The organism is Saccharothrix lopnurensis (assembly GCF_042658445.1).
GTDB classification, from domain to species: domain Bacteria; phylum Actinomycetota; class Actinomycetes; order Mycobacteriales; family Pseudonocardiaceae; genus Actinosynnema; species Actinosynnema lopnurensis.
In genome coordinates, this window is record NZ_JBHSQO010000030.1 from 57,906 (window position 1) to 70,837 (window position 12,932).

The window sequence follows — 12,932 nt, forward strand, 5'->3', positions numbered from 1 at the left end:
CGCACCTCCTAGTCCGCACCTCCTGGTCCGGGGAGGTCCGGCGAGGCGTCCGACGGACTGTCGGACGCCTCGCCGCCCTCAGCCCCGCCGCCGCCGGGCGGCCCGCGCCAGGGTCTCCAGCAGCGGGACGGTGCGGTCCCAGCCCAGGCACGAGTCGGTCACGCTCAGGTCCGGCCGCAACCGCCCGACCGCCAGGTCCTGCCGCCCGTCGGACAGGTAGGACTCGACCATCACCCCCACCAGGGCCCGGTTGCCGCCCGCCACCTGCTCCGCCAGGTCCTCCACCACGGCCGGCTGGCGGTCGTGGTCCTTGCCGCTGTTGCCGTGCGAGGCGTCGACCACCACGCGGGGCGGCAGCCCGGCCGCCGTCAGCGCCGCCAGCGCCGCGGCCACGTTCGCGGCGTCGTGGTTGGGCGTGGGACCGCCGCGCAGGACCAGGTGGGCGTCGGGGTTGCCGGTGCTGCGCAGGGTGGTCAGCCTGCCGTCCGCCGCGACCCCCGGGAACGCGTGGGACAGCCCGGCCGCGCGGACCGCGTCCACCGCGGTGCCGATGTGCCCGGACACGCAGTTCTTCATGCCCACCGGCATCGGCAGCCACGAGGCCAGGTGCCGGTGCGGCTGGGACGCCACCGTGCGCGCGCCCACCGCGCCCCAGCTGATCAGGTCCGCCACGTAGTGGGCCAGCACGGGGTCCACGAACTCGTAGGCCAGCGGCAGGCCGGTGGCCGCCGCCTCGGCGAGGAACGCGCGGCCGCGGCGGATGCCCGTCCCGATGTCGCCCTTGCCGTCGAGGGAGGGGTCCGGCAGCAGGCCCGTCCAGCCCGACACCGTGCGCGGCTTCTCCAGGTAGGCCCGCAGCACCACCACCAGGTCGTCGGCGTACCGCTCGGCCGCGCCCGCCAGCAGGGCCGCGTAGTCGAGCGCCGCGCCCGGGTCGTGGACCGAGCAGGGGCCGACGACCACGAGCAGCCGGGGGTCGCGGCGGGACAGGACGCCGGTGACGGTGTCGCGGTGCCCGGTCACCGCGTCGGCCACGCGGTGCGCGGCGAACTCGGCCGGCGGGGGCAGGGTGTCCTCAGGCATCTGCGGGGTCCTTCTCGCTCGGGTTCCGGGACGCGCTCGCGGTGGTGGGCTCGTTCGGGATCCGGGCTCGGCCCGGTGCTTCGGGGCGGGGCAGCCTGGTGGCGCCCAGCGCAGCGACGACGGCCAGCGCCAGCACCCACCAGAAGGTGTCGGCGAACGCGGCGGACGCGTCGGAGCCGTGAGTGTCCAGGCGGGCCTGGAGGACGACCGCGAGGGCCGCGGTGCCCAGGGACCCGCCCAAGGTGCTGAGGAGGTTCAGCGCGCTCGCCGCCCCGGGCAGGTGGGCCGGCTCGATGCGGCTGTAGACGATGTTCATCACCGGCGCGCCGATCATGGCCGCGCCCGCGCCGCGCACCAGCAGGGACAGCGCGACGGCGACGTCCGGCAGGTCGTGGTGCAGCTGGGTGAACGGCGCGGTGCCGACGGCCACCAGCACGATGCCGGTCAGCACCAGGGTGCGGGGCGAGGCGGTGACGACGGCCCGGTTGATCGCGATGGCCGCGACCGCCGCGCCCACCCCCTGCGGGGCGAGCAGCAGGCCGGTCTCCCAGGCGGTCAGGCCGCCCGCGCCCTGGAGGTACAGCGGCAGCAGGAACATCGTGCCGAACACCGACGCTCCCAGCAGGACCAGCGCCAGGGCCGCGACGCCGAACGGCGGGCGGGCGAACAGGCGCGGGTCGACCAGCGGGGCGCGGGTGGTGCGCAGGCCGTGGACGACGAACCCGACCAGCATCGCCGCGCCCACCGCGATGGACCCCGCCGACACGGCCGGCGGCGTGCCGCCCTCCAGGCCGGTGAGGCCGAAGACCAGCACCGCCAGGCCCGGCGACAGCAGCAGCGCGCCGCGCGCGTCGAACGGGGTGCGGGTCGCGGCCGGCGGCGCGGCGGGCACCGCGCGGAGGGCCAGCAGCACCGCGACCGCGCCGATCGGCACGTTCACCGCGAACAGCCACGGCCAGTCGGCCACGGCCAGGACCGAACCGCCGACCAGCGGACCCAGCACGGGCGACAGCAGCGGCACCACCGAGACGACGGCCAGCACGCGGCCGATCCGCTCGCGCCCGGCCGCCCGCGCCAGCAGCGCCTGCCCGGTCGGCGGCAGCAGCCCGCCCGCCAGGCCCTGGAGCACGCGGAACGCGACCAGGCTCGGCAGCGACCAGGCCAGCGCGCACAGCACCGAGGCGAGCACGAACACCACCACGGCGGCGAGCCAGGTCCGGCGACCGCCGAACCGGTTCGCCAGCCAGCCCGACGCGGGCACGGCGGCGACCACCGCGAGCAGGTAGGCCGTGCTGACCCACTGGACGTCGGTGACCGCCGCGTCGAACCGGTCGGCCAGCACCTCGACGCCGACGGACACGATGGTGCTGTCCAGCGTCGCCATGAACGTGCCGAGCACCAGGACGAACGCGGTGCGCCACAGCGCCGCGTCCACCTTCGGGGCGGCGCTCACCGCCCACCCGCCGGCGCGACGAGGTCGAGCAGCGAGGCGGCGTCGTCGTCGAAGCGGTCCGGCAGCCCGCGCAGCACCGCCAGCAGGTCGTCGACCAGCGCCCGCGCCTCGTCCGGGCGGAACAGCCCGGCCTGGTGGCCGAGGACGCCGGTCCAGCCGCCGCCGATCTCGGGCACGACGGTGAGGGTCACCGGGTGGTGCGTCCGCTCCCGGAAGCGCGTGCCGGTGACGGTCAGGCCGGGCGCGGGCTCGCGCAGCCGCGCCGGGTCCACCGGGTAGTTCTCGAACACCACCAGGCTGTCGAACAGCCGCCGGCGGCCGGTCAGCGCCTCCAGCTCGGCCAGGCCGACGTGGTGGTGCTCCACCATCGCCTGCTGCCGCGCCTGGAGGTCCGCCAGCGCTTGCGCCGCGGTGCCGGTGAGGCGGGCGCGCACCGGCACCGTGTTGGCCAGCAGCCCGATGATCTCCTCGATGCCGTCCACGTCGGCGGTGCGGCCGGAGACCATGACGCCGAAGCAGGCTTCCCGCCGCCCGGACCGGGCCGCGAGCACCGCCGCCCACGCGCCCTGGAGCAGCGTGTTCGGGGTCAGCCCGCGCGCCGCGGCGGCCCGGGTCAGCTCGGTCACCACCGGCTCGTCGACCTCGAACAGCACGGGGTCGGTCGCGCCGACGGCCTCGGGCCAGCCGGCCACGAGGTGGTCCCCCTCGGGCAGGCCCGCCAGCTCGGCGCGCCAGGCGCGCAGGTCGGCGGTGTGGTCGCGGGCGGCCAGCCAGCGCGGGTAGCGGGAGAACGGCACGGGCTCGGGCAGCGGTGCGGGGCCGGACAGCGGTGCGGAGCCGGACGACGGGGCGGAGCCGGACGACGGGCCGTGCCCGGACAGCGGCGCGGTCCCGCCCACCCGTGCGGTGTAGAGGGCGAACAGCCCGGTCAGGATGCGCGGCGCGGACCACCCGTCGGACAGCACGTGGTGGCTCGTCAGCACGAACTCGTGGCGGTCGGGGCCGCGCCGCAGCACGGTCAGGCGCACCAGGGGTCCGGTCGCCGGGTCGAACGGCTCGGCGAGGTCCGCGGCCAGCGCGCGGTCCACGTCGGCGTCGTCGGGCGCGTCGAGCACCCGGAACGCGGGCTCCGGGTCGACCGGCACCACCTGCACGTCGTGGCCCGGCGGGAACACCGCGCCCAGGTTCGGGTGCCGCCGCAGCAGGTCCGCGCCCGCCGCGCGCAGCGCCGCCACGTCCAGGGCGCCGGACAGCGAGAACGCGGCCTGCACGGTGTAGGGGTCCGCCGGGCCGTGCAGGCGCGACTGTTCGAGCACCAGCTCCTGCAACGGGGTCAGCGGCAGCACCTCGCCGGCGGGCACGTCGGCGGTGAGGTCGACGAGGGCGCGCCGGAAGCACTCGCCCAGGTCACGGACCTCCTCCTCGGTGAACAGCGCGGCGGGCCAGGTGAAGCGGACGCCCAGCGCGTCGCCGTCGCCGGTGTCGCGGGCCAGGGCGTTGACCATCAGCGCGTGCGGCAGGGGCAGGTCGTCACCGCCGCCCGAGCCCAGCGGGTCGGCGTCCGGCGGCGCCTGCCACGCCGTCTCCGCCGCCGGGGCGGCGGGGAACCGGCCCAGGTAGTTCCAGCTGATCTCGGGCGTGCGCCCGAGGTCGGCGCGGGAGCCGGCGAGGATGCCGTGGCCCAGCCCGTCGCCCGCGGCGCGCAGGTGGTCCCGGACGGACCGCAGCCGCGCGGCGGCACCGCCCTCGGGGAGCGTGATCCGGGCGGGGTGGACGGCGGTGAACCAGCCGACGGTCTGGGACAGGTCGACCGGTCCGGAGAAGTCCGGGGCGTGCGGCGGGCGGCCGTGGCCCTCCAGCGCGACCAGGAGGTCCGGCTCGCCGCCGCGCCAGTCCGCCACCGCCCGCGCGAGCGCGGTGAGCAGCACGGTGTCCGGGGTGGTGCGGTAGGCGGCGGGCAGGGTGGTGAGCGCGGCCCGCGTGGTCGCCGGGTCCAGCGCGACCTGGTGGTGCGCCGCGGTGGCGGCGGTGTCCCGGGCGGGGTCGAGCGGGGTGCGCGCCGGCGGCGCGGCGGGTGCTTGGGCCACCCGCCGCCAGTGCGGCAGCTCCGCCTCCCGGTGGGGCCCGGCCGCGCGCAGCGACCGCGCCCAGCCCAGGAAGGACTGCCCGTGCCGGGGCAGCGCCTCCCCCGTGGCGTGCACGTGCGCGATGTCGTCGAGCAGCACCCGCCAGGACACCGCGTCCACGACGAGGTGGTGGGCGACCAGCACGAGCCGGCCGAGCCGGGTCGGGCCGGCGTCGACCCACACCGCGCGCAGCACCGGCCCGGTCCGCGGGTCCAGGCCCGCGCGGGCCTCGGACACGTGGGCGTCGACCAGCGCGCGCAGGTCGTCGGACTCCCCCGCGCGCACGGCGGTCAGCACGTCCGCGCCGGTCACCGCGCCCACCGCGGGGACGCGCAGCGCGTCCTCGACCAGGTGGGCGCGCAGCACGTCGTGGCGGGCCAGCACGGCGTCGAGCACCGCGCGCCAGGTCGCCGCGTCGCCGCCGGCGGGCACGCACACCTCGACCCACTGGCAGAACCCGTCGGCCGCGCCGCGCCGCAGCAGGTCCCGCATCACCGGGGTGAGCGGCGCGTCGCCCACGGCGGGCGCCTCGTCGGCCCGCGCCGGCCCGCCGCAGCGGGCCGCGATGCCGGCGACCGTGCCGCCCTCGAACACGTCGCGGGCGGTCAGGACGACCCCCTCGCGCCGGGCCCGGGAGACCACGCGCAGGGACACGATGCTGTCGCCGCCGACCTCCAGGAACGAGTCGTCCAGGTTGACCTCGTCGGTGCCCAGCACCTCGCGGAACACGCGCAGCAGCACGGCTTCGGCGGGCGTGGCCGGCTCCCGCGCCGCGGTGGGCGCGACCTCGGGCGCGGGCAGGGCGGCCGGGTCCAGCTTGCCGCCGGGGCCCAGCGGCAGGCGGTCGAGGACCACCAGCGCGCTCGGCACCATGTGGTCGGGCAGCGCCGCGGCCAGGTGCTCGCGCAGCCGCGCCCGGTCGACCTCCGCGCCGTCGGTGGGGATGACGTAGCCGACCAGCCGGTTCTCGCGCACGACCACCGCGCACGCCCGCACGTCGGGGTGCCGGGTGAGCACGGTCTCGACCTCCGGCAGCTCGATGCGGAACCCGCGCAGCTTGACCTGGTGGTCGGCGCGGCCCAGGAACACCAGCTGCCCGTCCGGCCGCCACCGCACCAGGTCGCCGGTGCGGTACATGCGCTCGCCGGGCGGGCCGAACGGGTCGGCCACGAACCGGTCGGCGGTCAGGCCCGGCCGGTTGAGGTAGCCGCGGGCCAGCTTCGGCCCGGCCAGGTACAGCTCGCCGGTCACGCCCACGCCGACCGGCAGCAGGCCGGCGTCCAGCACGTAGGCCCGCACCTCCGGGTCCGGCCGGCCGATCGGCAGCGGTCCCGCGTCGTCGGGGTCGTAGTGCCAGGTCACCGAGTTGATGGTGACCTCGGTGGGGCCGTAGGCGTTGAACAGCGCCCGGCGGCCGGTGCCCCAGCGGCGGGCCAGCTCGGGGTCGAGGCGTTCCGCGCCGACGACGAAGAACACCTCCGGCGGCACGGTGCGGTCGTCGGGCACGGCGGCCAGGAACGACGGCAGCAGGTTCACCCCGGTCACCCGGTGCTCGGCGATGTAGTCCAGCAGCTCGTCGCCGGGCACCCGCACCTCCTCGGGCGCGATGACCGAGGCGCCGCCGGACAGCAGCGGCAGCATGAACTGCCAGAACGCCACGTCGAAGCTGGTCGAGGCGAAGTGCAGGTAGCGCTCGCGCCCGCCGATCCCCACGACGTCCTCCTGGAGGGAGACCAGGCTCGGCACACCGCGGTGGGGCAGGGCGACGCCCTTGGGCCTACCGGTGGTGCCGGAGGTGTAGATGACGTAGGCCAGGGAGTCCTCGGTGAGGTCGCGGCGCGCGTGCGCCGGGTCGGCGTCCCACCCCGCCGGACCGCCCGCCTCGGACGGGTCCACCCCAGACGGATCCACCCCAGACGGATCCACTACGGGCAGGTCCACCGGGACGTCACCGGTGGCGACCACGGCGGTCGGCGCGGCGTCGTCGAGCATGAAGGCCAGCCGGTCGCGCGGGTAGGTCGGGTCCATCGGCACGTACACCGCGCCCGCCTTGAGCACGCCGAACAGCGCCACCACCAGCTCCACGTCGCGGTCCAGCAGCACCGCGACCGGGTCCTGGGGCCGCACGCCCCGGTCCAGCAGGGCGTGGGCCAGCCGGTTGGCGCGCCGGTCCAGCTCGGCGTAGGTCAGCGAGCGGTCGCGGCAGACCACGGCCTCGGCGTCCGGGGTGCGGCGCACCCACGCGCCGAACTCGGCCAGCGCGCCGCCGCGCGGCCGGGTCGGCTCGGGACCAGCGCCCACGCGCAGCAGGTGGTCCTGCTCGTCGGTGTCGAGCGCCCGCAGCCGGGCCACCGGCCGGTCGGGGTGGGTGACGATCTCGCCCAGCAGGTTGCGCAGCCAGCGGCCGTAGGAGCGGACGGTCCCCTCGTCGAACAGGTGCGGCTGGTAGCCCAGGCCGAGGGTGATCTCGTCGCTGGGCAGCACGACGACGGTCAGCGGGTAGTGCGTGGCGTCGGTGATGTCCACCCCGGTCAGCTCCAGGCCCGGTGCGACGGGGAAGCGCCGCCGGTCGGAGAGCGGGAAGTTCTCCATCACCAGCATGGTGTCGAACAGCTCGCCCGCGCCCGCCGCCCGCTGGATGTCGGGCAGGCCCACGTGGTGGTGCTCGCCCAGCGCCACGGCCTCGGCGTGCACGCGGTCGAGCAGGTCGGCGGCGGTGTCGGCGGCGGTGTGCCGGACCCGGACCGGGATGGTGCCGCCGAGCTGGCCGATCATGCCCTCGACGCCGTCGACCTCGGCGGGCCGGCCGGAGACCGGGCAGCCGAAGACCACGTCGCGGCGCCCGGTCAGCCGGCCCAGCAGCACGCCCCAGGCGGCGTTCAGCACGGTGGTCGGCGTGGTGCCCCGCTCGCGGGCGAACGCGCGCAGCCGCTCGCTGAGGTCCGGGCCGAGCCCGACCAGCACCCGCTCCGGGCGGCCGGCGGCGGACGCCGTGCCCGCCGGGGCCAGGAGGGTGCCCTCGACGCCGGCCAGCGCCTCGCGCCACGCGTCCAGCGCCGCCTCGCGGTCGCGGTCGGCGAGCCACCGGAAGAACTCGGCCGGCGAGGGCGCGACGGGCGCGGCCGGGCCGCCGCCCAGCTCGGCGTAGGTGGCCAGCAGCGTGCGGCCGACGACGGGCATGGACCAGCCGTCGAGCAGCGCGTGGTGGATGGTGATGGCGAGGCGGTGCTCGTCCGGGGCCGACGCGTCCGGGGCCGACGCGTCCGGGTTCGGCGCGTCCGGGTTCGGCGCGTCCGGGGCCGACGCGTCCGGGTTCGGCGAGCACAGCAGGAACCGGATCAGCGGCGGCCGGTCGGTGGGGAACGGGCGCTCCAGCTCGGCACGGCACTCGGCCGCCGCGCCCTCCTCCGACCCCACCGCCACGTGCCGCCAGTCCAGGCGCACGTCGGCGGGCACGACCTGGACCACGTCGCCGGCCGCCGTGGTGTGCAGGTGGACGCGCAGCGCGGGGTGGCGGCGCAGCAGCTCGGCGGCGGCGGCGCGCATCCGGTCGGCGTCCAGCGCGCCGCGCAGCAGGGTCACCGCCTGCACCACGTAGACGTCGGCCTCGCCCTCGGCCCGCACCAGGGACTGGAACGACAGGCCCACCTGGAGCGGGGTCGCCGGGAGCACCTCGGCGACGCGGCCGGTGCGCTCCAGGGCGTCGATCGCGTCCTGGTCGAGGTCCACCAGGGGCAGGTCGGACGGGGTCAGGCCGCCGCCGTCGGGCCCGATGCGGTCGGCGTGCGCGGCCAGCTCGGCCAGCGCCCCGCCCCAGGCGCGCTGGAGGTCCGCCACGGCATCGGGCGGCAGCACGGCGCGGGCGGCGGTCCACTCGACGGCCAGCCGCGGCTCGCCGTCCTCGCGCACGAAGCAGTTCAGCGCGAGCACCTGCTCCAGGGCCTTGGCGGGCGGCTCCACGACCGCGAACGCCTCGCCCTCCGGCAGCCGCCACCCCTCGCCGGGCTCCGCGGTGAACCGGCCCAGGTAGTTCAGCAGCACGTCCGGCGGCGGGGTGGCCGACAGCTCCGCGCGGGTCACCGGGTCGAGGTGGCGCAGCACGCCGTAGCCCAGGCCCTGGTCGGGGGTCGCGCGCTTGGCCTCCTTGGCGGCGCGCAGCAGGCGGTCGACGTCGCCGCCGTCGAGCGCGGCGGCGGGCACGCGCACCGGGTACTCGGCGGTGAACCAGCCGACCGTGCGGGACAGGTCCGCGCCCGGGTGCTCGCGGCCGTGGCCCTCCACGCCGACCGCGACGTCGCCGCGCACGCCGTGCCGCCGCAGGGCCAGCGCGAGACCGGCCAGCAGCACCTCGTCCACGCTCGCGCGGTAGGCGGCGGGCAGGGTGGTCAGCAGCGCGGCGGTCACCTCCGGCGGGGCGACGGTGGTGGTGCGGTCGGCGGTGGCGACCGTGTCGACCGCCTGGTCCAGCGGCCGGTGCCCGAGGCGGGCGGTGTCGAGCGCGCGCCGCCAGTGCTCCAGCTCGCCGCGCCGGGTCCCGCGCTCGGCCTGCTCGGCGAGCAGCAGCGCGTGCCGCCGCCAGGACGTGCCGACCGGGGCGAGCCCGGCGCCGGCGCAGGCGGCGTGCAGGTCGGGCAGCAGGACGCGCCACGACACGCCGTCGACCACCAGGTGGTGCAGCACCACGACCAGCCGGTCCGGCTCGCCGGCGGGGGTGCGCACCAGCGCCACCCGCGTCAGCTCGCCCGCCCGCGGGTCCAGCGACGCGGCCAGCCGCTCGGCCACCGCGGTGACGTCGCCGGTCAGCTCGCGCACGTCCGGGGTCACCGAGCCGCGCGGGCGCACGACCAGCCCGCCGTCGGCGGTGACCAGCAGCCGCAGGGCGTCGTGGAGGTCGACGACCCGGCGCATGCCGCGCGCCAGGTCGTCGACGGACAGGGGGCCCACGTGCGGCGCGGTCCACTGCGCGTACCCGGCGATCGCGGCCGGGTCGGGGTGCGGGTCGAGCAGGGCGCGCACGATGGGCGGCGCGGGCACGGGCCCGGTGGGCTCGTCCACGACGGTCCCGGCGGCGTCGGCGGCACCGGTCTCCCGGGCGGCCGCGGCCAGGGACGCCAGGCTGCGCCGGGCGAGCAGGTCGCGCGGGCGCAGCTCCAGGCCGTGCGCGCGCAGCCGGCTGCTGACGCTGATCGCGGTGATGCTGTCGCCGCCCAGGGCGAAGAAGTCGTCGTCCACGCCGACCCGCTCCGCGCCGGTCACCTCCGCGACGACCGCGCACAGCGCGCGTTCCCGCTCGGTGCCCGGGGCGCGCCCGCCGCCCGCGGCGCGGGGCTCGGGCAGGGCGGCGCGGTCGAGCTTGCCGTTGACCGTGACCGGCAGCTCCTCCAGCACCACCACGGCCGAGGGCACGAGGTGGTCGGGCACCCGGTCCGCGAGGGCCGTGCGCACGGCCTCGGGCGTGACCGCGGTCCCGGCGGCGGGCACGACGTAGCCGATCAGCCGCGCCGCGCCGGTCCCGGTGCGGACGGCGGCGGCCGCCGCGCTCACGCCGGGCAGCGCGCCCAGCGCGGCCTCGACCTCGCCGACCTCGACGCGGTGGCCGCGGACCTTGACCTGGCCGTCGCGCCGGCCCAGGTACGCCAGGCCGCGGGAGGTCCAGCGGGCCAGGTCGCCGGTGCGGTACATGCGGTCGCCGGGCGCGCCGAACGGGTCGGCCACGAACCGGTCGGCGGTCAGGCCGGGGCGGTCGAGGTAGCCGCGGGCCAGGCGCGGCCCGGCCAGGTACAGCTCGCCGCACACGCCCGGCGGCACCGGCCGCAGCGCGGTGTCCAGCACGTAGGCCCTGGTGCCGGGCAGCGGGAAGCCGATGGTGGGCTCCGCGCCCTCGACGCGCGCGCTGGTGGCGTCCACGGCGGCCTCGGTGGGGCCGTACATGTTGCGGGCGGCGACCCCGGAGGCGGCCACGCGCCGCCACAGGCCGGGCGGGGTGGCCTCGCCGCCGAGCACGAGCAGCACCGGCCGGTGGTCGCCGTGCAGCAGGCCGGCGTCGACCAGCGGCGCGGCCATCGAGGGGGTGGCGTCCACGACGTCGACGCGGTCGCGGGCGTAGGCGGCCAGCAGGGCGTCGGCGTCGCGGGCCAGGTCGGCGTCGTAGACGTGCAGCTCGTGCCCGCACAGCAGCCACAGCAGCTGGTCCAGCGCGGAGTCGAAGGCGAACGAGTAGGTGTGCGCGACGCGCAGCCGCCGGCCCGCGGCCCGCGCGGCCTCCGCCGCGGTGGTGGAGCGGTGGTGGTGCGCCAGCGCCGCCAGGCCGCCGACGCGGCCCAGCACGCCCTTGGGCCGCCCGGTCGAGCCGGAGGTGTGGATGACGTAGGCGAGGTGGTCGGGGTGGCGCTCCACGTCGGGCAGCGGTTCCCCGCTCAGCGAGGCCAGTTCCGCCCGCACGTCCGGCGAGTCGAGCCGCAACGTCCTCTGTGGACTGATGTCGGCCGTCCCCCCGACGGCCAGCACGAGCACCGCGCCCGCGTCGGCCACCAGCTCCCGCAACCGCTCGGCCGGGTGCTCGACGTCCAGCGGCTGGAACGCGGCCCCCGCGTCGAGCACCGCCAGCAGCGCCACCACCAGGTCGGCGGAGCGGGGCAGCGCGAGCGCCACCACGTCGTCGGCCCCGATGCCGCGCGCCCGCAGCAGCCGGGCCAGCCGGTGCACCCGGTCGACCAGCTCGGCCGAGGTCAGCCGGTCCGCGCCGGACACCAGCGCGGTCGCGGCCGGGTCGAGGTCGGCCAGCAGGTCGGGCACGTCGCGCGGCGCGCCGGGCAGCGGGGCGGGCGACCACTCGGCCAGCAGCCGGGCCCGGTCCTCGTCGCCGACCAGGTCGATCCGGCCGACCGCCGGGGCGGCGGGGTCGGTCAGCCCGGCCAGCAGGCGGCGCAGCGCGGTCAGCTTGCCCTCGACGGCGGCCCGGTCGTGGGTGCGGGCGTCGACCTCGAAGCCCAGCAGCAGGCCGCCGTCGTGCGTCGGCAGCACGCTCAGGCCCATGTCCTCGGGCGGGCCGCCGGCCACGTTGCGCATGACCCCGGTCGCGCCCGCGAAGTCGATGGCCAGGTCGAACGCCTTGAGGTTGATCCCCCGGCCGTGCAGCAGCGCGCCCGCGCCGGGCACGGCCAGGTCGCGCGGCAGGTCCTCGCCCCGGTAGCGCTGGTGGGCGCGCATCTCGCGCATCACGCCCGCCACCCGCCCGCCCAGCTCGCCCAGCCGGTCGTCGCCGCGCACCTCCACCCGCAGCGGCAGCACGTTGACGGCCATCGCGGGGGTGCGCAGCGCGACGCCCGTGCGGCACATCAGCGGTAGCGCGAACACCACGTCCGCGCGGCCCAGCACGCGGTGCAGGAACGCGGCGTAGCAGGCGATCAGCGCCTCGCCCCAGGTGATGCCCTCCCGCTCGGCGGCGGCGCGCAGCCGGGCGAACTCCTCGGCGTCGACGGCGGCGCGGGCGGTCAGCGTGCCGCCGGCCGCGTCCCCGTCCGGCAGGGGCGCGGCGGTGTCGTCCAGCTCGGGCAGCGGGGTGAACCGGTCCACCCAGTAGCGCCGGTCGCGCTCGGCCCGCTCGCCGCCCCGGTAGTCCAGGTCGGCCGCGACCAGGTCGGCGAACCGGCCGAAGGTCGACGGCGGCGGCGCCTCGCCCGCGACCAGCGCGGTGTAGCGGGCGGCGGTGCGGCGGGCGAGCATGGCCGCGGTGTAGCCGTCGAACACCAGGTGGTGGCCCAGCTGCGTGTACCAGACCTCGCGGTCGGACAGGCGGATCACGGTGAAGGAGAACAGGTCCCGGTCCACCATGCCCCGGCACGCCTCGGCCACGCGCTCCCGCTCGGCGGCCACGAACGCGTGCGCGGCGGCCCCGGGGTCGGCCTCCCCGCTCAGGTCCACCAGGGGCGGCAGCGGCACCGGGTCGTCGGACACGACCTGCCGCGGCCCGTCCGGGGTGTCGAACACGCGCAGGCGCAGGCTCTCGGCCTCCGCCGCGGTGGCGCGGATCGCCTCGGCGAGCAGCCCGGTGTCGACCGGCCCGGGTCCGCGCACCTCGACGACGTCGCCGACCACGTAGTAGCGCGAGTCGGGCTCCAGCCGCTGGGCGTGCCAGATGCCCAGCTGCGCGCCGGTCAGGTCGAGGACCGCGGCGGCGGCCGGAGCGGGGTGGGCGGAAGCGGGCTGGGCGGAAGCGGGCCGGGCGGCGGGCTGGGCGGGTGCGGTGGTCAACGGGGCTCCTGGGGTGC

The 12,932-nt window shown here is 77.9% G+C and carries 3 protein-coding genes; all 3 read right to left on the reverse strand.

All coding sequences use genetic code 11. The features are described 5' to 3' along the window. Positions 1–78 precede the first annotated feature (78 nt). From ACFP3R_RS25115 to ACFP3R_RS25125, 3 genes are read right to left on the reverse strand one after another with little or no spacing between them, the layout of a single operon-like run. On the reverse strand, positions 79–1,083 hold the full coding sequence (locus tag ACFP3R_RS25115) for a 3-deoxy-7-phosphoheptulonate synthase (protein WP_380638903.1): 1,005 nt from the start codon (positions 1,081–1,083) through the stop codon (positions 79–81). Further along, complete coding sequence (locus ACFP3R_RS25120) at positions 1,076–2,536, reverse strand: DHA2 family efflux MFS transporter permease subunit (protein WP_380638905.1); 1,461 nt, start codon at positions 2,534–2,536, stop codon at positions 1,076–1,078. Before ACFP3R_RS25120 ends, ACFP3R_RS25115 begins: the two co-directional genes overlap by 8 nt. After that, positions 2,533–12,915: an amino acid adenylation domain-containing protein gene (locus ACFP3R_RS25125; protein WP_380638907.1), complete on the reverse strand. Its 10,383-nt coding sequence runs from the start codon at positions 12,913–12,915 to the stop codon at positions 2,533–2,535. Before ACFP3R_RS25125 ends, ACFP3R_RS25120 begins: the two co-directional genes overlap by 4 nt. Positions 12,916–12,932: the final 17 nt, after the last annotated feature.